General features: G+C 38.4%; 21 protein-coding genes and 3 riboswitches. Of the genes, 15 read left to right on the plus strand and 6 right to left on the minus strand.

The genetic code is table 11. From position 1 onward, the window contains the following. Positions 1-22 precede the first annotated feature (22 nt). Genes J5G60_RS00150 through J5G60_RS00160 form a run of 3 tightly spaced genes read left to right on the plus strand, consistent with a single transcriptional unit; the run spans position 23 to position 2,830 of the window. Entirely contained in the window at positions 23-694 is a 672-nt protein-coding gene (locus J5G60_RS00150; protein ID WP_150355548.1) for an amino acid ABC transporter permease, read from the plus strand. Positions 695-707: 13 nt separating this feature from the next. After that, complete coding sequence (locus J5G60_RS00155) at positions 708-1,463, plus strand: amino acid ABC transporter ATP-binding protein (protein ID WP_150355547.1); 756 nt, start codon at positions 708-710, stop codon at positions 1,461-1,463. Then, entirely contained in the window at positions 1,463-2,830 is a 1,368-nt protein-coding gene (locus tag J5G60_RS00160; protein ID WP_150355546.1) for an MmgE/PrpD family protein, read from the plus strand. The genes J5G60_RS00155 and J5G60_RS00160 overlap by 1 nt, the downstream gene beginning before the upstream one ends. A 26-nt stretch (positions 2,831-2,856) precedes the next feature. On the opposite strand, the gene J5G60_RS00165 is transcribed toward J5G60_RS00160, so the two are convergent. Next, positions 2,857-4,077 carry a sensor histidine kinase gene (locus tag J5G60_RS00165; protein ID WP_150355545.1) on the minus strand — a complete coding sequence of 407 codons (1,221 nt, stop codon included), beginning with the start codon at positions 4,075-4,077 and terminating at the stop codon, positions 2,857-2,859. Positions 4,078-4,079: 2 nt separating this feature from the next. Next, the gene (locus tag J5G60_RS00170) at positions 4,080-4,757 is read right to left on the minus strand and encodes a response regulator transcription factor (RefSeq protein WP_150355544.1); all 678 of its coding nucleotides are present in this window, start codon (positions 4,755-4,757) and stop codon (positions 4,080-4,082) included. 181 nt (positions 4,758-4,938) lie between these two features. On the opposite strand from J5G60_RS00170, the gene J5G60_RS00175 reads away from it, so the two are divergent. The 5 genes from J5G60_RS00175 (at position 4,939) to hemL (ending at position 11,452) form a co-directional block, all read left to right on the plus strand. Beyond that, positions 4,939-5,883, plus strand: a complete 945-nt coding sequence (locus J5G60_RS00175) for a glycosyltransferase family 2 protein (protein WP_150355543.1) — start codon at positions 4,939-4,941, stop codon at positions 5,881-5,883. 6 nt (positions 5,884-5,889) lie between these two features. Next, the gene (locus J5G60_RS00180; RefSeq protein ID WP_150355542.1) at positions 5,890-6,309 is read left to right on the plus strand and encodes a GtrA family protein; all 420 of its coding nucleotides are present in this window, start codon (positions 5,890-5,892) and stop codon (positions 6,307-6,309) included. Positions 6,310-6,320: 11 nt separating this feature from the next. Continuing rightward, positions 6,321-8,603, plus strand: coding sequence for a glycosyltransferase family 39 protein (locus J5G60_RS00185; protein WP_150355541.1), 2,283 nt, complete (start codon positions 6,321-6,323; stop codon positions 8,601-8,603). A gap of 49 nt (positions 8,604-8,652) precedes the next feature. Beyond that, positions 8,653-8,831, plus strand: a riboswitch (cobalamin riboswitch). A gap of 117 nt (positions 8,832-8,948) precedes the next feature. Then, a complete protein-coding gene (hemA, locus tag J5G60_RS00190; RefSeq protein WP_236034999.1) occupies positions 8,949-10,163 on the plus strand; it encodes a glutamyl-tRNA reductase in 1,215 nt (404 codons plus the stop codon). Between the two features lie 14 nt (positions 10,164-10,177). Next, the gene (hemL, locus tag J5G60_RS00195; protein WP_150355540.1) at positions 10,178-11,452 is read left to right on the plus strand and encodes a glutamate-1-semialdehyde 2,1-aminomutase; all 1,275 of its coding nucleotides are present in this window, start codon (positions 10,178-10,180) and stop codon (positions 11,450-11,452) included. Positions 11,453-11,537: 85 nt separating this feature from the next. On the opposite strand, the gene galU is transcribed toward hemL, so the two are convergent. Together galU and J5G60_RS00205 are read right to left on the minus strand one after the other, a co-directional pair. Beyond that, positions 11,538-12,410, minus strand: a complete 873-nt coding sequence (gene galU, locus J5G60_RS00200; RefSeq protein ID WP_150355539.1) for a UTP--glucose-1-phosphate uridylyltransferase GalU — start codon at positions 12,408-12,410, stop codon at positions 11,538-11,540. A 126-nt stretch (positions 12,411-12,536) separates the two neighbouring features. Next, positions 12,537-14,123 (minus strand): glycosyltransferase 87 family protein, encoded by a 1,587-nt coding sequence (locus J5G60_RS00205; protein ID WP_150355538.1) that lies wholly within the window; start codon positions 14,121-14,123, stop codon positions 12,537-12,539. Positions 14,124-14,275: 152 nt separating this feature from the next. On the opposite strand from J5G60_RS00205, the gene J5G60_RS00210 reads away from it, so the two are divergent. The 5 genes from J5G60_RS00210 to J5G60_RS00230 all read left to right on the plus strand — a co-directional run bounded on the left by J5G60_RS00210 (position 14,276) and on the right by J5G60_RS00230 (position 19,356). Further along, the gene (locus J5G60_RS00210) at positions 14,276-15,232 is read left to right on the plus strand and encodes an AEC family transporter (RefSeq protein ID WP_150355537.1); all 957 of its coding nucleotides are present in this window, start codon (positions 14,276-14,278) and stop codon (positions 15,230-15,232) included. 65 nt (positions 15,233-15,297) lie between these two features. Further along, positions 15,298-16,167 carry a DegV family protein gene (locus J5G60_RS00215; RefSeq protein ID WP_150355536.1) on the plus strand — a complete coding sequence of 290 codons (870 nt, stop codon included), beginning with the start codon at positions 15,298-15,300 and terminating at the stop codon, positions 16,165-16,167. Positions 16,168-16,219: 52 nt separating this feature from the next. Continuing rightward, a riboswitch (SAM riboswitch) is annotated at positions 16,220-16,323 on the plus strand. A gap of 98 nt (positions 16,324-16,421) precedes the next feature. Further along, complete coding sequence (locus J5G60_RS00220) at positions 16,422-17,594, plus strand: pyridoxal phosphate-dependent aminotransferase (protein WP_150355535.1); 1,173 nt, start codon at positions 16,422-16,424, stop codon at positions 17,592-17,594. Between the two features lie 222 nt (positions 17,595-17,816). Beyond that, positions 17,817-18,203 carry a GntR family transcriptional regulator gene (locus J5G60_RS00225; RefSeq protein ID WP_150355534.1) on the plus strand — a complete coding sequence of 129 codons (387 nt, stop codon included), beginning with the start codon at positions 17,817-17,819 and terminating at the stop codon, positions 18,201-18,203. Between the two features lie 16 nt (positions 18,204-18,219). Then, entirely contained in the window at positions 18,220-19,356 is a 1,137-nt protein-coding gene (locus tag J5G60_RS00230; RefSeq protein WP_150355533.1) for a DUF1648 domain-containing protein, read from the plus strand. Positions 19,357-19,467: 111 nt separating this feature from the next. On the opposite strand, the gene J5G60_RS00235 is transcribed toward J5G60_RS00230, so the two are convergent. Then, a complete protein-coding gene (locus tag J5G60_RS00235) occupies positions 19,468-20,166 on the minus strand; it encodes a flavodoxin family protein (protein WP_150355532.1) in 699 nt (232 codons plus the stop codon). A 190-nt stretch (positions 20,167-20,356) separates the two neighbouring features. Between J5G60_RS00235 and J5G60_RS00240 the strand changes: the two genes are divergently transcribed. Both J5G60_RS00240 and J5G60_RS00245 read left to right on the plus strand, forming a co-directional pair. Then, complete coding sequence (locus J5G60_RS00240; protein ID WP_150355531.1) at positions 20,357-21,532, plus strand: pyridoxal phosphate-dependent aminotransferase; 1,176 nt, start codon at positions 20,357-20,359, stop codon at positions 21,530-21,532. Between the two features lie 56 nt (positions 21,533-21,588). Next, positions 21,589-22,917: an amidohydrolase family protein gene (locus J5G60_RS00245; RefSeq protein WP_236035002.1), complete on the plus strand. Its 1,329-nt coding sequence runs from the start codon at positions 21,589-21,591 to the stop codon at positions 22,915-22,917. 44 nt (positions 22,918-22,961) lie between these two features. Here J5G60_RS00245 and J5G60_RS00250 read toward each other — a convergent pair whose 3' ends face one another. After that, entirely contained in the window at positions 22,962-23,720 is a 759-nt protein-coding gene (locus tag J5G60_RS00250) for a cell wall hydrolase (protein WP_150355529.1), read from the minus strand. Positions 23,721-23,727: 7 nt separating this feature from the next. Continuing rightward, positions 23,728-23,860, minus strand: a riboswitch (cyclic di-AMP (ydaO/yuaA leader). Positions 23,861-23,932 lie beyond the last annotated feature (72 nt).

Here is a 23,932-nt window from a genome sequence, read left to right on the forward strand (position 1 = left end):
TTTATTACGGGAGCGTATTTATATGAGTAGCAATTTAATATATATAAAAGATTCCTTCGTATCCATAATAGAATATACACCGCTTGATGTATCCATAGCTGTAGCATCCATGTTCTTTGCTGTATTGCTGGGGTTGCTCATTGCATTGATAAGAAATAATAAAGTTCCTGTATTGTCAAGTATAGCCACACTGTATGTATTATTTTTTAGATCCATCCCCACTCTTGTTGAGTTGTTTTTGATTTATTATGGATTGCCGCAATTAATTAAGAGCTTTAGTAGCATGGATGCATTTACCGCATCGATTATAGGATTGAGTTTAAAAGAAGCAGCTTATCTGGGAGAAATTTTCAGAGCAGCGCTGAATTCAGTGGATAAGGGACAGCTGGAAGCATGTCTAGGAGTGGGAATAAGCAAATTTAATGCCTACAGAAGGATAATATTACCCCAGGCGGCATTAAATGCACTGCCTGCTACCAGCAATACTTTTATAAGTCTGATAAAGGAAACCTCTCTGGTATTTACTTTAGGTGTTACGGAACTGTTTGCCCAGGGTAAAATACTGGCAGCAGCCTCCATGAACTTTTTTCAAACCTATCTTATTGTTGCAATCATATACTGCCTGCTGGTTGGTGTAGCTTCAGCTTTACTGCGGTTGTTGGAAAAGAAATTAAGTCGTCCATATTTAGTGTAGGAGGGTATCCGTAGTGATTAAGGTAAAGAATCTTTATAAAAAATTCGATGATCTTGTGGCTTTAGATCATGTGGATTTTGAAGTCAATAATGGTGAAGTGGTTGCAATTATAGGGCCTTCAGGTTCTGGAAAGTCTACATTGCTCAGGTGTCTCAATTTACTTGAAAAACCCGATGATGGATTTATAGAAATAGGAGATGTTAAATTTGATGCTAAAAACTATAAAAGCAGGGATGTTAAATTATTGAGACAGCAGACAGCTATGGTTTTTCAGCATTACAATCTTTTTAAAAATAAAACCGTTTTGCAGAATGTTACAGAGGCTTTAATACTGAATAAAAAAATGAAAGTCAGAGAAGCTAATGAAGCTGCGTTGAAGCTGCTGGAAAAAGTTAATATTTCTGAAAAAGCAGATAAGTATCCTGTTACATTATCAGGAGGGCAGCAGCAGAGAGTGGCTATTGCAAGAGCTCTTGCTGTTAATCCCTATGCTATTTTACTCGATGAACCAACTTCGGCGCTTGATCCGGAGCTTGTCTCAGAAGTACTTGAAGTAATTAGGGCAATTGCCCATAAGGACACCACTATGATCATAGTTACACATGAAATGAAGTTTGCACGTGAAGTTGCCGATAAAGTCATATTTATGGTAAATGGAAATATTGTAGAGAGGGGAATATCAAAAGAAATATTTGATTCACCAAAAAATGACCGTACCAGGCAGTTCCTAAAACAAATATTAAGTGACAGAAAAGAAGGGGATAGTTGATGGCGGAGGAACATTTAAAAACTTTAACTTACAGATTTTCTGAGAAAATAGTCAATGCAGAGCCTTTAAATTGTGACAGAGCTGTAATAAATGCCAGATATGCCTTGATTGACTATCTGTCTGCAGCTTTTATGGGTGCAGGGGAGGATAGTGTAGATAAATTGCTTTCCCTTATAGAGGATGAAGGGGGCAGTGAAGATGTTCCTGTAATCGGGCGAAAAACTGAGGCATCCATGCTGCAGTCAGCCCTGGTCAATGGCTATTCTGGGCATATACTTGATTTTGATGACGTACATTCCGATGTGCGCGGTCATCCAAGTACGGTTATATTTCCAACTCTTATATCCCTGGCGGCAAATTATGATGTCAGTGGAAAAAGATTTATAGCTGCATATATTGTGGGATTGGAAGTTATGTGTAGATTGGGAAGAGCCGTAGGAAAATCTCATTATTTAAAGGGGTGGCACAATACAAGCACCTTGGGAACCATAGCAGCAGCTGCTGCAGGAGGATATTTGCTGAAGTTTAGTGTTGGTGAAATGGAAAAAGTTATTGGATTTGCTGCTACACAGTCCTTTGGCCTTAGAATTCAATTTGGTACGGAAACCAAGCCTCTTCATGCAGGCCTGGCCGCTCAGGCAGCGGTAAGGGCAGTAAAATTTGTACAATGTGGTATCAGTGGAACTTCGTCGGTTTTAGACGGAAAAATTGGATTTTTTTCTGTATATGGCGAGGGGTGTGATTATGCAAAAAATATTTTGACAGAGAATTGGAATAGATCATGGGAAATAGTTGAACCTGGACTGTGGTTTAAAAAATACCCCTGTTGTTCGGCTTCCCACCATGCTATTGATGCTGCTCTGGAATTGTTTAATAAATACAAAATAAGTACTGAGGATATCGAAGAAGTTAAGATAATTTTTCCGCCAGATGGAGATTCTGCGCTGATTTATTCAAAGCCGGAAAATTGCAGGGAAGGGATGTTCAGTGCTGAGTATGTTGTGGCTCTTGCCTTGAGTGGACAGCCTTTAAGCAGAGACAAATTTAAAAGTTCCAATATACCTGAAGATATCAGAAAATTAATGGCAAAGACACGGAGGTATCATGATTCATCCATTGATATTGCAAAGGATTCAGTTCCCTATGGAAGGTTTACGATAGTCCAGCTGACAACTGAAGATAAAAGGATATACGAAGCCCGTGTTGACTGTCCCAGAGGTGCTCCCGGCAATGGCCTTTCTCTAGATGAATTAAAGAATAAACTGAGGAATTCCCCCGTATCAAAGAGTGCAGCCGATAAAATTATAGAGGTGATATTGAAACTGGATACAGGAGAAGATCTAAATAGACTGCTGAAGTTGTTTTAAGGGGTCAGACCCCCTTACATTTTTTGTCAGGGGGTCTGACCCCTTAAAATCACCTTGAATGTGGATCCCTCACCAAGTGTACTTGATACACTTATATCACCCTTGTGTTCTTCAACTATGGATTTGGCGATTGAAAGCCCCAGACCGAAATTTCCGTTATTTCCTGATCTGACTTTATCCACTTTATAGAATCTGTCAAATATTTTATCTATGTGTTCAGGGGCTATGCCTTCCCCTCTGTCCTGAACTGTTATCTGAATTCGGCCTTTAACTCTGCCCAGACTTATTTCAATGGATTTTCCAGCAGGTGTATGTTTTATGGCGTTGTGGATCAAAATCGCCATGAGCTGTTTTATGCGTCCCTCATTTCCTAAGAAATTTATCCCAGGTTCTATGTTGGATGTCATGAGTATTTCATGTTTTATCGCAGAAGCCTCGAAGGGAACAATTGCCTTGGTAACTGCGCCGCTGAGATCAAAATTGGAAAAAGTTAATGCCTTCTGGTGGGAATCGGCTCTGGCGAGGTACAGCAGATCCTCTATGAGTTTAGTCATTCTTCCCGCCTCCAGTTTGATATTTCCAAGCCACTTGCCCTGGCTCTCTACGGTGTCACTGCGGTTGCCGAGGACTATATCCAGGTTCGTAGTTATAACTGCCAGTGGTGTGCGCAGTTCATGGGATGCATCTGCTACAAAGGCCTGCTGTTTTTCCCAGGCACTTATGATTGGCTTTAGGGATATGTTGGCAAGAAACAGGCTTATGATAAATACCAGTATGAGGCTTATTATACAGATCATGACTGATATCATTATTAGCCGGTGTAGTATTTCGTTGTCGGAGGATCTGTCCATAAAGACTATTATGAAGCCATATTCTTTTGGAACTTTCAGATATCTTAGATTGTAGTTCTTATAGCTTATGCTGCCACTTGAATCACTGCTTTTAAAGATATTCGACAGTATGGCTTCATAGGAATTTTTATTGAGATTTGAGTTCTGAGATATTTCAATTATATTTCCACTGCTGTCCGTCTTCACAAAAAAACTTTCCATGGGGTTCATATTTCTGCTGTGAGGCTCAAGAGGAGGTATTTTATCCATTTCAGCTGTTTTAAGCATCTTTGTAAAGGATGAATGTGTGAAGCTCTTGTCCATCAGTATATATATTCCCGAAAATATAGTTATGAGTACCAGACTTGTAAGTATTAAATTAATTAAAACCAGTTCTATCTTCAATTTTTTAAACATGATCAAACCTCTTTCAGGCAGTACCCCATACCTCTTATTGTCTCAATTTTTACACTGCAGTTAATTTCCCTCAATTTTTTCCTCAAGTAGGAAAAATATACTTCTATATTGTTGTTCATCTCCACATTGGAATCAATGCCCCATACTCTGTCCAGTATTTGATCCTTTGTAATCACCTGGTTTTTATTTCGTGCCAGAAGTTCCAGAAGCTGGGATTCCTTTGCAGTGAGTTTCATTCTATTTCCATTGCATTCAATTTCACCTTTCATTGGATCGAAAATCAGGGAAGATAATTTTATATTGCCGTCCTGTATGAAATCCACGTGCCTTCTTCCAAGAGCCCTTATCCTGGCTAAAAGCTCTTCTGTAGAAAAAGGCTTTATCAGATAGTCATCTGCACCGTTGTCAAGGCCTTCCACTCTGTTGGAGATGGAATCCATGGCGGTTAGTATTATAACCGGAGTTTGAATTTTATTTTTTCTGATGTCTTTCAGTACATCTATGCCGTTTTTCCCGGGAAGCATTCTGTCAAGTATTATCACATCATATATTTGGGTTTCAGCCAATTCCTCCCCTTCGATTCCATCATAGGCCGCGTCTACACTGTAGTTGTTTTTTTTGAGAATATACACCAGGGCATCTGAAAGCATGACCTCGTCTTCAATTAAAAGCAATCTCATAATTTCACCTCTTTATAGTATGATTATACGATATGGCTTTCAAATTTTAAAGATGTATAGTTTGTTCAATTATTGATATTCAAATTTAATTTACATTTATTGTTGCTTTTTTAAGACTTTTTTAAGGTTAAAACTACAGAATTATAATAGATCAAATTCCTAGAAAACTGAGGTGAATAAAATGCAGCAAGATACTGTTTATTCTGTGGTGGTGCCCCTGTATAACGAGGAATTGGTGATAGATGAAAGTTATAAAAGACTTAAAAAAATTATGGATACCACCTCGGAGGGTTATGAAATCATATTTGTAAATGATGGAAGTCGGGATAGGACTCGTGAAAAGACGGAAAAAATATGCAGTACAGATAAGAATATAAAACTTGTTAACTTTTCCAGGAACTTTGGGCATCAGCCGGCTATAACTGCAGGTATGAGAGTTTCAGAAGGAGAGGCGGTTATTGTAATAGATGCTGATCTCCAGGATCCACCTGAGGTCATACCTGAGATGATTGAAAAGTGGAAACAGGGATATGATGTTGTGTATGGAAAGAGGGCTAAAAGAGAAGGTGAATCTTTTTTTAAAAAACTTACAGCAGGAGTTTTTTACAGGCTTTTAAAGAGCATGACCAGTATTGACATTCCCGTGGATACCGGAGATTTCAGGCTTATAGACAGGAAAGTATGTGATGTTTTAAATTCCCTGCCTGAAAAAAACAGATATGTAAGGGGACTTGTCAGCTGGATTGGATACAGGCAGACCTACGTGGAGTTTATAAGACAGGAAAGATTTGCAGGAGATACCAAGTATCCTCTTAAAAAGATGTTCAAACTGGCCTTTGACGGTATAACTTCTTTTTCCTACAAGCCCCTTGTAATGTCAGGCTATTTGGGGGGAATATCGTTTTTTATAGGGATAATCATGCTTATAATGGGCCTTATAAATTCTGCAGCTAAGGGCTTGGAGCTGATAAATTTTCAATTTCTAATATCCGTTGATCTGATTATGTTTGGAATTGTACTATTTTGTATAGGTATAATAGGCCAGTATATAGGACGTATTTTTGATGAATGCAGGGGAAGACCCAATTATATTATTGAAAACATAGTAAATAAAAGAGGTGAGTAGAAAAATATGAATCAGCTGATCAAAACCATGGATTCTATTTTCAATGGAAGACTTAAATTATTGAGCCGATTTTCTACCACCGGTGTGTTGAATACCATAATAGATTTTCTGGTATTTACCCTGTGTCAGAGTGTAGTTGGGTTATATTACACTGTAAGCCAGATCATAGGCTACAGCTGTGGGGTGATAAATAGTTTTGTATTCAATAAGAAATGGACTTTTCAATACGATAATCCGGATAAAAATATTGTCCGCGAAGTAATACAATTTGTTCTGGTAAATGTGTTATCTCTTTTTGTAACAGTTGTGCTTATGAAATTCTTGATAGACAGTTTTAATTTTAATGTATATGTATCAAAGGTAGTTATAACGCTTGCAGCCCAGGTGATAAATTTTGTGTCATATAAATTATGGGTGTTTAATTGAGGAGTGAAATTATGAAAAAGATAGAATTTACAAAAGAAAAACTTGCCTTATTTGCAGTAATGGCCGTATCTGCAGTATTGAATTTTGCAAATTTAGGTGTGGAAGGATACGGAAATGAATACTATGCAGCAGGTGTAAAAAGTATGCTCGTAAATTTCAAGAATTTCTTTTTTGTGGCCTCTGATCCAGGGGGATTTGTATCTATTGACAAACCTCCCCTGGGTTTTTGGATACAGACTTTATCTGCCAAGATATTTGGGTTCAGTGGATGGAGCATACTGCTTCCACAGGCTCTGGCAGGAGTAATATCCGTTGGGATTTTGTATTATATGGTTAAGAGATCTTTTGGAAAAGCTGCAGCCTTTATTTCTGCGCTGTGTCTTGCAATAACCCCTGTTTTTGTAGCAACCAGCAGGAATAACACTGTGGATAATCTTTTGGTGATGACGCTGCTTCTTGCCTGCATGTTTTTATCCAGAGCGGCAGAAAAAGGCAGATTTAAGTATCTTCTTATAAGTCTTGTCCTTGTAGGTGTGGGGTTCAACATAAAGATGCTCCAGGCCTATATGGTTATTCCTGCCCTGTATATTACTTATCTGATCTCTGCTGCCGCACCTTTGAAAAAGAGGTTAAAGCATCTTGTCATAAGTACTGTTGTACTTGCTGTAGTATCTTTTTCCTGGACAGTTGTTGTGGATCTGGTTCCTGCTCAGAACAGGCCTTTTGTAGGCAGCAGTACTAATAACACCGTTATGGAGCTTATATTTGGACACAATGGACTTGAGAGGCTGAGCAGCAGCAGTGGAGGTATGGGCGGCGGACCTGGCGGAAACAGACAGGGAGGAAATATGGCTTACTTTCAGAGAAACAGAAATTCTTCAGATACGCAGAATGTGACCTCAGGAGCAAATGGAAGCGGCCAGGGCGGTGGAATGATGCAGGCACCGGGTGGATTCCCTGGAGGCTCCGGAGGCAGCTCTCAGGGCAGCAGCCAGCAAAATGGCAGTTCTCAGGGAGGCAGCTCCCAGAAAAATGGGGTGAATCCGGCACAGATGCCCCAGGGAGCAGGGCAGAATGGGGAAGGAATGCAGCAAAGACGGGGAAATGGCGGACCCGGCGGAAATGGTGGGCTTTCAGGAAATTTTGGCGGTCAGACTGAGGCTGGTATTACAAGATTGTTCTCCAAAAATGTGCTGTCCGATCAGATAGTGTGGTTCCTGCCTTTGTCCATATTGGGATTTATTGCAGCGGCAATAGTGGAAAAGCTGAGATTTCCTTTTGATAATAGAAGAAAATTGGATTTGGCATTGTGGATGCTGTGGCTTTTACCGGAATTCATATACTTCAGCTATACTAAAGGACTGTTTCACCAGTACTATCTGACAATGATGGCACCTCCTGCTGCAGCCTTGTCCGGCATAGGTCTTGTTTCTATGTGGAAGCTGTATAGGCAGGAAGGCGGAATAAAGGCGTGGCTGCTGCCGATATCCTTTATTGTAGAGGGAGCACTTCATCTGATGATGTTATCCTATTTCTATTCTTCCATACCTGCGGCAGCTAAAGGCATGATAATAGCTGCAGCTGTATTGAGCTTTGCATCCTCTGTGCTTCTTGTAATTTACAGGATAATAAAGAAGCATGATTTGAACCTTGGAAGAAATATAAATTTTGCAAAAGTACTTGCCAGCCTTGCTTTTGTAGGAATACTTGTAACACCTTTTCTGGGATCTGCAGCTGCTGTAACCCATGGCGTAAACGGGAGCATGCCTGCTGCCGGATTGGAGCTCTTGTCGAACACCGGATCCGGAAATTTCAGAATGGGGACTGCGGGAGGAAATGACAGCAGATATTCTAGTGAAAATAAAAAATTGATAGAATTCCTTGACAGCCATGTTAAAAATGAAAGATATGCTCTTGTGGCGTCCAGTTCCAACGCTGCTGCTGGCATGATAATCGAGAGCGGTAAAAGTATAATGCCTCTGGGAGGGTTCTCGGGCTCTGACAAAATACTTTCTTTGAATCAGTTCAAAGAGCTGGTGAAAAAGGGCGAAATAAGATATGTACTCACAGGTGGAATGGGAAGGGACTCACAGGATATAATGAGCTGGGTTCAGAAAAACGGCAAACTTGTTCCAGAAAGCCAGTGGAAAAATACCACATCTACCGATACAAATGAAACCGGTGAAGCCAGGGAAGACAGCAGTGCAGAAAATGAGAATTTGGGAAAGAATGGATTTGGAGGAATGGGAATGAATTCCCAGCAGCTATATGATTTGAAAGGTACTGTAAAATAGTTTGTGTATATTAGTTGAATCTTTCTATAATAATGTTATAATTAAGTAAAATTTGATAATAAGTACGGGTTTGATATGATTGATTAAAAGGGAATCAGGTGAAAGTCCTGAGCTATCCTGTAGCTGTATTAGATGAATCTAATTTATATGAGCCACTTGGAAACTGGGAAGGCGTATTTTAGATGATGAATCTTGAGTCAGAAGACCTGCCTGTGCTTTGCACCTTTAACTCTACAGGCGATAGGGGGGGCTGTATATTAATGAGTTACTTTTACGGTAATGTGTAATTATATCTGATTGTAAATGATCCTTTTGCCAGCTTGGTTGAAAGGATCATTTTTATAAATGGAGGTGATAAAAATTATACAACTTATTGGAGTGAAAAGTGAATGTGATATTGAAATAAGGCAGAAGTTTTCCATTATACCGGCAAGGCTTGTAGACAAATTGAGGGACATATATGATGTTACAGGAAATGTGCTGATTTTAAGTACCTGTAACAGAACGGAGATATACGTGAACTCTGATTTACAGAGGGAAGATCTGATCTGTGCTGTATTTGATCGCCTGGGATGGGATAGAGAGCTTGAGAACTATATATTCTATGTAGAGGATAAAAATGCAATCAGACATCTCATGAAGGTGAGCTGTGGTTTTCATTCCAAAATTTTGGGCGAGGATCAGATATTGGGACAAATTAAAACCGCCTATAGTGCTGCTCTTAAAACTGGAACCATTAGAGGACAGCTTCAGAGGCTGTTCCAGAGTGCTGTAACCTGCGGCAAAAAATTTAAAAACACCTGTGAAATATATAAGATACCCGTATCGGTTCCTTCCATAGTGGTGAGAGAATCAGAAAAGAGAAAGATGAAAAAATATATGCTGCTGGGTTTTGGCGAAATAGGACAGCTTGTTCTTAAATATTTGAATTCTTTGAGTACGGAAATTGTATACGTGGCAGTTAGAAATCTGGATAAAGTGGACAAACTATATAAAAAATGCAGCTGGGTTAGATTTATAGCCTTTGACCGGAGGAAGGACTATTATAAAGATGTGGACTGCATAATAAGCTGTACGTCTGCACCTCATACCGTAATTTCAAAGGATGAACTTCCTGATAAAAAATTGCTTATATTTGATCTGGCAGTGCCAAGGGATGTAGACAGGGATGTAATGACATTTTCAAATGTTGAGTTGTATGATATAGACCGTATAAGTGCTATTGATCAGAAAAATAAAATCATGAGAAAAGAAAAAATGGAAAAGTGCAGGCATATTATAGATGAGCACATAGATGAGTTTGTGAAGTGGCAGTCCCTGGATGAGATTTCTCCTGAAATACAGAAAATAAAGGATTTTGGCAGCCGGATATGTGAAAAGAGGATAAAGACCTTCAAAAATAAAAGATATACCAAGGACAATGAAAAACTTGTACAAACTATGATAGAGAGCACCGCCAAGGTGTATATAAATAGGGCCATAAAGGTTTTAAAAGAGGGAAAGCTTGAAGGCAGGGAAAAAGAATACATGAAACTTATAAATAAAATATTTTGTCAATGAGGAGGCAGATTAAAATGAGAAACGATGATATATTCAACGAGTCCAAATTATATATGCCCGGGGGAGTCAATAGTCCGGTGAGGGCCTTTAAGGATGTGCCGATGAATCCGCCTGTGATAAAAAGCGGCAGTGGGGCTTACATATACGATGAAGACGGAAATAAGTATATAGACTTTGTCTGTTCCTGGGGACCCATGATACTGGGCCATTGTGATGAAGATGTGGTGAAGGCCATAAAAGATACCAGTGAAAGGGCCATATCTTTTGGTGCCACTACAGAACTTGAACTTCAGCTTGCAAAATATATATGCACTACTGTGGATAATGTGGAAATGCTTAGAATGGTCAATTCCGGAACAGAGGCTACTATGAGTGCCGTGAAGCTTGCCAGGGGATATACGGGAAGAAATAGAATAATAAAGTTTGCCGGCTGCTATCATGGACATTTTGACGATTTTCTGGTGGAAGCAGGTTCTGGAGTTATGACGGAGGGTATTCCGGGAAGTGCAGGTGTGCCTGAGGACAGTATAAAAAATACTCTGGTAGCCCAGTACAATGATATTTCAAGTGTAGAAGATATTTTTAAGCAGCAGGGCAGTGACGTAGCTGCAGTTATAGTGGAACCTGTGGCAGGCAACATGGGTGTGATTCCAGGGGATGAGAATTTTTTGAAATCACTTAGAGCACTGTGTGATGAAAATGGGGCTCTTCTCATATTTGATGAAGTGATGAGTGGATTTAGGGTTGCCTATAAGGGTGCCCAGAGCATCTATAAAATAAAACCTGATCTTACAACTATGGCTAAGATCATAGGAGGGGGTCTTCCCTGTGGAGCCTACGGCGGAAGAAAAGATATAATGGAAAAGCTTTCGCCTCTTGGACCTGTGTATCAGGCAGGTACCATGTCTGGAAATCCCCTTGTAATGGCTGCGGGAATTACAACGCTGAGAAAGCTTCATGATCATCCTGAGTACTATGTACATCTCGAAAAATTGGGAAAGAAATTGGAAGATGGAGTGAAAAATATAGCTGAGCAGAAAAAACTGCCTGTAGTGATAAACAGGTGCGGTGCCATGTTTGCACTGTTTTTCACAGAGGATTCCAAAGTGAAAAATTACAGCGATGCCAAAAAATGTGATACAGGTATTTTTGCGAAATACTTCACCCATATGATAAAAAAGGGCATTTATGTTGCACCTTCACAATTTGAAGCTGTATTTTTGAATGTAAAACACACTGAAGAAGATGTTGACAGATTCCTGCAGGCATTTAATTCCTTTGAAATTTAAAATTGCATGTCTGCGTTGTCAAAGTGCAAATACCGGAAGTCCACTAAATTCGGCATTTGCACTTTAATACAGTAGGTTTATTTTTTTATATGTCTTTTTCTTCTATGTCTTTCAGGTAGTCAATTAGATCTTCTCTCAAATCCTGTCTCTTTAGGGCATAGTATATGTTTGCTTCCAAAAATCCCAGTTTATCTCCGGCATCATATCTTCTGCCTTTAAAATTGTAGGCATACATGGGTTCTATTTTTGCAAGAGCTCTTAAAGCATCTGTCAGTTGTATTTCCCCGTTTTTATCCGGTATTGTCCTTTCTAGGATTTCAAATATTTTAGGAGTTGTTATATACCTCCCTAAAATTGCCATATTTGAGGGGGCTTCTTTGGCATCAGGTTTTTCTACCAGACTTTTTACTCTGTAAATTCTGTCACCTATTTTTGTCCCGTCTACGATGCCATACTTTGAAACTGCACTCTTTTTTACCGGCTGAACTCCTAAAATTGATCCTCTGTGCTTCTCGTAGCAGTCTATCAATTGCCTGAGGCAGGGTATTCTGTTGTCAACTATGTCATCTCCTAACATGACCGCAAAGGGTTCATCCTGTATAAAATTCTTAGCCAGACTTACGGCATGTCCTAGTCCTTTGGGTTCTCTCTGCCTTATATAATATATATCCACCATATTTGATATGTTTTGGACCAGCTTCAGCAAATCTGTCTTGTTGTTTTTCTCAAGCTCATCTTCCAGCTCAACTGATTTATCAAAATGATCTTCGATGGATCTTTTATTTTTACCTGTAATTATCAAAATCTCTTCAATTCCAGAAGACACTGCTTCCTCAACTATGTACTGGATAGTTGGTTTGTCTACTATAGGAAGCATTTCCTTGGGCTGTGCCTTTGTAGCTGGTAAAAATCTTGTACCCAATCCTGCTGCAGGAATTACTGCTTTTTTAATGTCCATATGAATGTTTACTCCTTTCCATACCTTTATTGGTTTCTCCTATATCAATTCTTGTCTTTTAATCTTAAAAAGTTCTTAAAAAAACTCCTATCAAATGTAAATTGAATTTGAACAATGCCATTTTGTTTACAATTTGCTCACTATTGCCGGAAGTTGCTTGTCCCTGTCCATGAGCACTTTTACGAGATAGAAGAACAAAAGCACATTTAGCAGAGATATTCCGTCGGTTATTATGCTGTGGGAGTTGGAATTCATGCGGTTTAATGTTCCGAAGAGTATATAGTATATGTTGCCGTAGATGGTTATGGTATACCCCATGAGCAGTGTGAGGAATCTTTTATCCTTCAAGTATATAAATGCCAAAATGCACAGTGCAGTAGCTGGAAACAGATATCTTTCATGCATTCCTGTGGAAAAAGCAAAGACTCCAGAAATTTGAACAAGTGCACAGGAAAATGCCAGGGTTTTGCTCTTCCGTCTGATATAAATTATCCAGGAAAGCACTGTAATTGTAATGATTGCGGCCAATCCCCAGATTTTATAACTGAATATTAGAAATGTATTTGAACTGTTTTCATAATTTGCTCCCATCAAGTTAAAGAAATTAAATCCGTTCACAGAAGCATAGGGGTATTCCGATATGGTATTTGAGTACAATTTAAAGATCCACATTATATTTTGGCTGGCGGAAAAGGGTATTATCACTGCTAGGGCAGTTATTCCGGCTGAAATTACCGATTTTATAAATATTTTCAAATCTTTTTTCCTTATGAGTTCAAAGAAAAGTACGGGAAGGAAGATGATTCCCTGGGGTTTCATAAGTACCGAGCTGGCAAAAAATACTGAAGAAAGTGCAGTTTTCCCTTCTGACAGCAGAAATAGTGAAAGTACAACGAGTAATGTAAAAAATGAATCCACCTGTCCCCACAGGGCCGAATCTATAAATACAGCCGGGCTGAAGATATAGAATATGCTTAGAAATACACTCATTTCTGCAGAAAGATATTTTTGGGCCAATTTGTATATTAGATAAGCTGTGGCCATATCCGCTATTATTGAGGGCAGCTTCAGGAGCAGAATATAATATGGGTTTAATGAACTTAAACTTGCTGCTTTGCCTATAAAAAACAGTACGTATATATAGAGTGGAGGGTAGTCGCTGGAACTGGAATTTATGTAAAATTGAGAAAAATTGTTTGCAGCAGAAGATGCCCAGCTTTCAAACAGCCTCACATCTCCTCCGTATCCCTCCATAAAAGTCGACAATGTGATCTTGAGGAACAGACTCGTAAAAAGCATCGAAAAAATAAGCATTTTGGTATTTACAGATTTTATCTTCATATTTTTCTGTATGAAATTGCGATATATTACGATACACAGTGCAAGAAATACTGCCAGGTATACGGTGAGAAGCGGTGCAAACTTGTTATTTGAAGAATTAAATCCATTCTTACCGGAGTTTATCGTATTGTTGTGGTTATTCTGAGTGTTTGCATTGCTGCCGGGCGGCGTTTGCTTCACACTGTGGTTCCAATTTTTATTTCCTGTCTGTCCATTTTGTCTATTAAATTGACTGAATTGTCCTGTCCTGTTTTGTGGATAGGAATTTGACTTGTAGTTTTTTACACTGTAGATGCATAGTAAAAATGATAATGACATTAAAAAAATTAGGATTATTTTCAATAGACTGTTTTTTGAAAAAATTTTTTTCATATATCTTGAAACTCCTTTCCTAAAATCTAGTATGGGAATATAATTATATATATCTTCTAGGATAAAGCTTAAAATAATCTTAAAAATAACCAGATGGTTGTTGATTCAGATTGATAGGACTAGCTTTCTTAACAGACTTGGGGGTTGGACAATTGGATAATTTAATATTTAGTTTTAACGTGATAATGCCTATATTTATTGTAATTGCACTGGGATATTTCATAAAGGAAGTAGGACTTATAGATGACAGGTTTATAAATACTGCTGTCAAATTTAATTTTAGAGTTGGATTGTCCACACTGCTTTTTGAAAATATATATGTCTCCAAATTGAGCGATATAGCCAACACTAAACTCATGATATTTGTATTTTTATGTATATTCGGTTCAGTATTGGTACTTTGGCTTATTGTACCGTTGTTTATTAAGGACAGGAAAAGGGCTTCTGCTGTGATACATACTATATATAGGAGCAATTTTGTGCTCCTTGGAGTTCCCATGGGAATGTACATGCTTGGAAAATCCCATATGGGACCTATTTCTCTTTTGCTGCCCATAGTCATTCCCACCTATAATTTTTTTGCGGTGCTGGTACTTGCGGCTTTTGACGAAAGAGGTGACAAAAGCGGTATAGGAAGTAAAATAAAGTATACTCTTGTAGGAATAGTGAAAAACCCGCTTATCATAGCATCGTTTCTGGGCATAGTCTTTCAGCTGTTTTCCATAAAACTGCCTTTGTTTATGGAAAGGGCTGTTTCCGATGTTGCTTCCCTTGGTACTCCTCTGGCCCTTATAACACTAGGTGCCCAGCTGGAATTTAAGAGTGTAAAGGAAAATTTGAAATACTCCATAACAGCTTCTGTGGGGAGGCTCATAGTAGTTCCCTGTATAGTTGTCACATTGGCGTTTTTAATGGGATTTAGAAAATATGATCTAGGTGCCATATTTATATTGTTTTCTTCACCTTCTGCTATTTCCTGTTATGTAATGGCTGAGGAAATGAATTCTGATTACAAGCTCACGGGAGATGTTGTGATCTTGACCACTTTTTTCTCAATGTTTACTATATTTATAGGCATATATCTGCTTAAAAGCCTGTCTCTTTTGTAGAATTTGAATAATTTTCCCTCGGTATGATATAATTTATGGTAAGTATGAGTAGGAGGAGAAACCTTATGGAAAAAATTGCACTTTTGACAGATTCTGCTTGTGACATAGATGATGAAACCATAAAAAAGTACAGCATAGAAATATTGCCTTTTAGGATTATATATAAGGATAGGGAATATATAGATAAAGTTGAGATCACTCCAAAAGAAGTATATGACAGCATGAAATATGAAATTCCAAAATCTTCTCTACCTTCAATAGACGATATGGAAAGTGTTTTTGACAGGCTGGAAAGGGAAAACTATACTCATGTGGTAGCTGTTACGATTTCCAGCGGACTTTCAGGTACATATAATGCTTTGAAAATGGTAAGCAAAAAACATAATAAACTGTCATCGTATGTTTATGATTCCAAATCCACTTCCCTGGGAGAGGGTATAGTTTTAAAAGAGTGTGGAAGGCTTTTGGATCAGGGCAGAAGTTTTAGTGAAATTGTAAACTGCATACCTGGGATAAAGAAGAGGATGCACTTTTTTTTCGTATTCGGCACTCTGGAGTATGCCAGAAAAGGAGGGCGTATAGGGAGACTGTCGGGTACAATAGGTGAGATTTTGGATATAAAGCCAATAGTGTACTTTGACGATGATCAGGGCATATGTTTTACCCGTCATAAGGTGAGGGGAAGGAAGAGATCTTTAAGTAAAATGATAGACATAGGTAATGATTTTTTAGCTAAATCCCCCTGTGACGTATATGTAGTTCACGGCAATGCCAGAGAAGAAGCCGAAAATATTTATAACAGGATTTCTGGACTTCCCAACGTGGAAAATATATACATGATAGGTCAGATAAGTCCTATAGTAGGTGTGTATTCAGGACCGGGAACTGTCGGTGTATGCTATGTAGAACGAAATGGGGAAAATCAGGTATATTGACAGGACATATCTAAATGATTATAATTAATAGCATAATTTAATATAAATCTTGAACTTATCAAGAGAGGTGGAGGGAACAGGCCCTTTGAAACCCGGCAACCAGTACGTTGTTGTATATTGGTGCTAAGTCCTGCAGCGGAAGCTGAAAGATGAGAATATATTTTGCGATTTTAAGTCTGAGGTATATCCCCAGACTTTTACTTTATTCTCAGATGTTATTTGATGTATTGATAATTTGAAAGGATGTGGCTGTAGTGCCTGAATTGAGCAGAAAATTAATTAATTTTACCGATTCTGTTATAAGAAGAATGACGAGAATATCGAACAAATATGGAGCAATTAATTTGTCTCAGGGTTTTCCTGATTTTGATCCTCCTAAGGAGATAGAGGAAGCACTTAGAACAGCAGCAGTCAAGGGACCTCATCAGTATGCCATCACCTGGGGCGCACAGAATTTGAGAGAAGCTCTTGCAGAAAAACAGTCCAGATTCATGGGACTTGACATAGATCCGGATACCCAGATTGTAATTACCTGCGGCAGTACTGAGGCTATGATGGCTTCTGTCATGACTGTCTGTGATCCGGGAGATAAGGTAATAGTATTCTCGCCTTTTTATGAAAATTATGCTGCAGATGCCATATTGAGCGGAGCTGAGCCCATATATGTTTCTCTTTATCCGCCTGATTTTTCTTTCAACAAGACTGAACTTGAAAATGCCTTTAAGCAAAGGCCGAAGGCCCTTATACTCTGTAACCCGTCAAATCCTTCAGGAAAGGTGTTTACACTTGAGGAATTGAAATTCATAGCCCGTCTAGCAGAAAAATATGATTCTTTCGTAATAACGGATGAAGTGTACGAGCATATTGTAATGGATCCCCATAAACATGTCTATTTTGCTTCACTTCCGGGAATGTTTGACAGAACCTTGAGCTGCAGCTCCTTTTCCAAGACTTATTCCATAACCGGGTGGAGAATAGGCTATGTTATAGGTGACGAGAGGGTAATAGAAAATGTGCGAAAAGTACATGATTTTCTTACGGTGGGGGCGGCGGCACCTCTTCAGGAAGCAGTTGTGGCCGGGCTTAAACTGCCTATGGAGTACTATGACTGGCTGAAGAATTTATATACGAAAAAGAGAGATTTGTTTCTCCAGGGATTGAGCGAGGCAGGACTTAAATATGTGAAGCCCCAGGGAGCTTATTATGTGCTCATAGATGTTTCGGAATTTAATGTAAAAAATGATTTGAAATTTTGTGAGTGGCTGGCAAAAGAAGTTGGAATAGGGGCGGTTCCTGGGTCAAGCTTCTTTAAAGAAGATGTGAATTATCTGATAAGGCTTCATTTTGCAAAGAAGGATGACACACTTTTAAAGTCCATTGAAAAGCTGAAAACCCTGAGGGAAAAAGCCAGATTTTATAAAGAGTAGTCCAGGTTATCCCCGGGGGTAATAAACAGAGTTCAAGGCTTAAATATCAAACCTCATCATCTGATGTTTATGCTTTGAACTCTGTTTTTTTGTCGATTGTGAATTGTGCACTGTGAATTGTCAACTGTCAATTGTTCATTGTCAATTGTCAATTGAATAAATGTTGCAATTTTATTCTATTTGTTATATATTATATATAACAAATAGAATAGGAGGGTAGTTATGATAATTAAAATTGATTTTGAATCTGAAATGCCCATCTATGAACAGCTTAAAAGGAGTATTATAGAGGGAATGGCAGCTGGAGATCTGAAGCCGGGGGAAAGCCTGCCTTCTGTGAGACAGATGGCGGAGGATATAGGGATAAATTTGCACACCGTGAATAAAGCTTATAATATATTGAAATCTGATGGATACTTGAATATAGACAGAAGAACAGGAGCTGTTATAAATCAAAACTATCCTAAAAATAGTGAGGAATTTAATGAAAAGCTGGTGAGGGAATTGACCTATCTGCTGGCAGAAGCCTATTTGAGGGATGATAAATTGGAAGATATATTGAAATTATGTTCCGGTATATATCAAAAATACGATTTGCAAAATAAATAAAGGCAGGTGAATGTTAATGAAGGAAAATTTATTTTTATGTATATATTTGTGCTTTATATTTTTATTGATACTTGTCATCAACATGCTGACACCGAATTTTACCAGAAAGGAAATTGTATTTGGAGTAAGAATACCTGGAGATAAAATGGACAGTGCTGAAATCAAAGATATAAAAAGGCAGTTTATAAAAAATAATCTGATAATAGGGATTCCATTTATGCTGCTGTTTAGTTTTCTAAATTACAAATTCCTGAGTGCAGCTGTGATTTTGTTTACTGTTTTTGCCTTTGTCTTTATAGATTTTCTGGTATATATGATATCCAACAGGGCTGTTAAAGCTCTTAAATTGAAGAATTCCTGGTTTGAGGGAAAAAAGCAGGCTGTGGCAGTGGATGTAGGTTACTCCAGGGACAAGGGAAAAACTCTGGTATCGCCATGGTTTTTTCTGATTCCCGTATCAATAATTTTGATAAATATAATTTTGGGATATGCAAATTATGCACCTTTGCCCAATAGGGTGCCCACTCACTGGGATCTTTCAGGAAATATCAACGGTTATCAGACCAAATCCATATTTTTGATCTGGGAAATGCCTCTTACTGAAATGGCAGTGACTCTCATGCTTTTCATAGTGTATAAGATCATAGGCTGGTCAAAACAGCAGACAAATGTTTCAAACCCTGAAATTTCCGTGAAAAAAAACAGGAGATTCAGGAGAATATGGTCCATATACGCGGTGTTTTCTGCGGTAGCGGTGAATTTGATTTTGACTGTTGGAACCATTCAAATATTTGATATAATTGAAATTTCACACCTGTTTGTGCTCATCTTCACCATAGTCTTTGTCATATTTATAACTTTGATCAGCGTGGTGCTGTCTATAAAGATAGGACAGGGAGGAAGCAATATAGAAATAGGAAAACAGGACTTTGGGAAAATCGAATCTGAATTTACGGATAAAGATGATGATAATTTTTGGAAGCTGGCGAACACCATATATTACAACCCTGATGATCCATCCCTCTTTGTGGAAAAGAGGTTTGGCATAGGCTGGACAATAAATGCAGGGAGACCTGCAGGAATGGCCATATATATAGGTCTGATTGTATTTATAATAGCAGTTATAGGCTTTTCAATCTTTGCCCAAAATTAAAAACCGCCAATTGTGCACCATGAATTGTCAGTTGTGTGTTGTGCGCTGTCAATTGCCCATCGTGCATTTTGTGCTGTCAGTTGTGCATTGTGCACTGTTCATTGAATAAAACTACCAGGGACGGTTATGTTCTAGCCATCCCTGTTCTTCCCAATATTTTTTATCAACAGCATTGAAGGTAAATTTTTTCTGGACAAAGCGCATAGCGTAAAAGAGGGCCTTTACTTTTAGGCTGGGTTTTACCTTACCGCATCTGTGCAGGATTTTATCGGATAATTTTTTTACATCCCCATGAATTTTTACTTTTTTCTTTTCACTTACACCCTCCCAGTCTACGGCGGCAACTGCCCTGCCGTAGGTAAATATCTTACCTGTTCCCCAGAAGGTCAAGCTGTCCACAATATCTTTAATTGTAGATTTCATTCCGCCGCCGGCAGCCGTTGAAATAACTAAGGCCATTTTGGAGAACATTGTCTTATTAGGACGGTGTACCATCCACTGAAAGCCGAAATGATCCAGTAATGTCTTCATCTGCCCGCTCACGTGAAATACATATACGGGACTTGTAAGAATAATTAAATCTGCTTTTTCAATTGCCTCTCTTATTGGATTGACTTGATTATAATGAGGACATGCTTTTTCACCTATAGTAAAACATGAACTGCATCCGCGGCAAAAATTTGGCATATCTTTTGGCAGAAAAAATTCTGTAATTTCACTTGTCTCCGGTTGTAGTCTTTCTAAAAATAGCTGGCAAATACTATAAGTACTTCCTCGATGTTCTGTACCGTATATCACTGCAATTTTCATAAGATTCTCCTTGTTTTATATATTGATTGATCTCAAAAACTATAAAGTGAGTTTACCAATATTACAGTTTAATTGCAAGCATAATTGTAAATTGTGTATTGTGAATTGTGAATTGGCAATGGTTGTGTTAGAATATTTTATATAATTAATCAAATATAATTTAAAATTATTGAGGTAGGGGGTAAAATAGGTGATATCTGATAAAATGAAGGAATATGTATCTAAAAGCTCCATAATAAGGGCTATGTTTGAGGAGGGAAAAAAGCTCTCTTCAATTTATGGAGAAGAAAATGTATTTGATTTCAGTCTGGGCAATCCCAATGTAAAACCGCCTGAATCTATAAGAGAGGCTGTATATGAAATATTGAGGGAAGAGCCTCCTAATTTAGTCCATGGATATATGAACAACTCCGGTTATGAAGATGTAAGGGCCAAAATTGCTGAAAATATCAACAAAAAATATAATGTGAAACTCACTAAAAACAATTTAGTAATGACCTGCGGGGCTGCAGGCGGATTAAATATTATTTTGAAAACTCTTTTAAATCCTGGAGATGAAGTTATTGTATTTTCGCCGTTCTTTGGGGAATATGAAAACTATGTAAAAAATTTTGATGGAAGGCTTGTCATTATACCCTCGGACAGTGAAACTTTTGAGCCCGATTTAAATGAACTGGAGGACAAAGTGAATTCCAGGACTAAAGCTGTAATAATAAATTCACCAAATAACCCGACGGGGGTTGTATATTCGCAAAATCTCATTAAAGGCATGGCAGAAGTCTTGAATAGAAAACAGCAGAAGTTTAATACCAGTATATATTTGATTTCCGACGAACCCTATAGGGAAATAGTATATGACGGAGTGGAAGTACCCTATATATTGAATTACTACAGAAATTCATTTGTCGGATATTCTTACAGCAAATCACTTTCTCTTCCCGGAGAGAGAATAGGATATGTAGTCTGCAGCAGTGATGCAGATGATTTTGATAACATAATGCAATCTTTGAATGTAGCCAACAGAATCCTGGGATTTGTAAATGCGCCTTCACTGTTTCAAAGGGTCATTGCAAAATGTGTGGATTCAAAAGTGGATGTGAACATATACAAAAAAAATCGGGATCTTTTGTACAACCATCTTGTAAAAATAGGATTCTCCTGTGTCAAACCAGATGGTGCCTTTTATCTGTTCCCAAAATCGTTGATACCGGATGATGTTGAATTTGCACAGCGGGCAAAAAAATTCAATCTTCTTATAGTCCCGGGATCATCTTTCAAATGTCCGGGCTATTTCAGACTTTCTTACTGTATTTCATATGATAAAATAGAAAAATCACTGGATAGTTTTGATAAGCTAGGGGTCTGACCCCATTCCAAAAAATGTCAGGGGGTCAGACCCCTAAAAAAAGGGAGATAATTATTGTGAATGAGCAAAAAGAAGTTTGTGCTTTTATAAACTGTAATATAATTGATGGCAGATTTGAAAGCAATATGATAAATGAAGGTGTAATGCTAGTAGAGAATGTAGATGGTATAGGAAAGATAAAATCTCTGGGGAATAAAATGGAGGTTGGTATACCTAAGGACTGTAAGGTATTTGATTTAAAGAATAAATATGTGGTTCCTGGACTTATAGATGCTCATGTGCATCTTTTCGGGGATGGGAATCCTTTTACAGAAGAAGGTGTAAAGAGGACTCCGGATGAAAATCTAGAGTTCATGAAGTCATCTCTTGGAAAATATCTTCTCGAGGAGAACATGAAAAAAAATGCAATGGCAGCACTTCATGCCGGAGTGACTACTTTCCGAAGCGTGGGAGATCCACTTTACTATGATATAGAAGTTAAAAATGAAATGAAAAACGGCGGTCAAATTGGACCTGACATGTTATGTGCTGGACCTATGATATGCATAACTGGAGGGCATGGATATAAACTTGTATCTGAAGCTTCAGATTCACCCTGGGAAGGAAGAAAAAAGGTAAGAGAACATGTTTATAAGGGTACGGATCTTATAAAAATAGCTAGTACGGGCGGAGTTACCGATTCCAGGAAAATAGGCGAAGCAGGAAGAGTCCAGATGACCTATGATGAAATTGCGGCTGTATGTGATGAGGCCCATAGGGCAGGTCTGCTTGTGGCAAGTCACTGCCAGAGCACCAGAGGATTGAAGGAAGCTTTGAGGGCAGGAGTGGATACCATAGAGCACGGTGCTTCCATGGATGATGAAATAATAGAGCTTTTCAAACACAATCCTAAATCCTTGAGAGGCTACAGTGCTCTTATACCTACCTTTGCTCCGGCAATTTATACGTCGGAAATCAGCACTGAGTACACAAAGCTTGACGATGTGCAGTTTGCCAATGGCAGAATTATAAGGGATGAAATGACCAGAGGATTTAAAACTGCTATAGATGAAGGTATAAAAGTTGGACTTGGCACTGATGCAGCCATGCCTTTTGTAACCCACTATAATACCTGGAGAGAACTGCAGCTTCAGGTAAAATACGGCGGAGCCTTAAATGCACAGGCCATATATTTTGCAACTAAATCAAATTCTGAAATTCTGGGAATTGATAAAGAAGTTGGAACCCTTGAGCCTGGAAAATTTGCAGATTTTGTTATCCTGGATGGCAACCCTCTTGAAGATCTGAATTGTTTTGAAAAACCGCTGATGGTGGTTAAACGAGGAAATATTATAGATAATACAAGAGAGTATATAATACCTGAAGTGGAGAAGTTTGTAAAATAGGGTCAGACCCCCTGACAGAAAATGTCAGGGGGTCTGACCCTATTTTAATAAGTAAATACCATCTTGCCATCTCTCAGTGCAATTGGTTTTGACCACAGCCATGTGTTGGTAGTGCTGTCATCAAAATAGTAGAGTGCACCTTTGGTAGGATCGTAGCCGTGAAGCGCATCATAAGCTGCTTTTTTCGATTCCTCCGAGGCGGGTTTGTTTATCCAACCGTTCAATACAGGAGTGAATTGATAGTATCCACCTGATTTTTCATATATTACACCCTTTATAGTGGATGGGTATTTTGGATTGCGGACTCTGTTTAAAACCACAGCAGCCACACCGACCTTAGCTTTATAGGACTCGCTTTGTGCCTCTGCGTTTACCAGCCTTGCAAGTAGATCCAGGTCGCTTTGGCTGTAGGGTACTATAGTGGGAGGAGCTGCTCCTTTGAAGATGTACCCTGAAGGTATATTGAGCACCTGACCCGGATAAATATACTTGTCCACATTAGAGTTGGCGGCAATCAATGTATTTAAAGATATATCGAATTTTTTTGCTATTAAATAGAGAGTATCAGTAGCTTGTACAATATAAGTTTTCGAATTTACCTTTAAAATCTGATTTGGATATATGGTAGTTTGACTTAAATTGTTGTCTCTCATTATCGTATCCACACTGTTCTTGAACAACACGCCTATTTTAAATATAGAATCACCTGATTTTACTGTATAACTTGCTGCATGAACCTGGGTAAAAGATACAGCACAAAGAGATATTGCAAAAAGTATACTCCTCATTTTCTTGAAATGCATATTAGATTATCCCCCTTAATTTTGCCTACGGAGTTAGTTGACGGGTTCGGGACTGTGGGATACCCCTACTTTAAAAGAAAGATTCACCCCTAGATATTATCCCCCGCATTTCATCACTGAAATTTAGGCTTGTCTTGTTTGCTATTCTAACAGTATTTCCAGAAAATATCCATGTAAAATTAGTGGGAAATCTGGTAAATTAAACCAGGTTT

Origin of the sequence: Clostridium sp. HV4-5-A1G (assembly GCF_900184915.1) — a bacterium.
Lineage (GTDB): Bacteria > Bacillota > Clostridia > Clostridiales > Clostridiaceae > Clostridium_B > Clostridium_B aromativorans.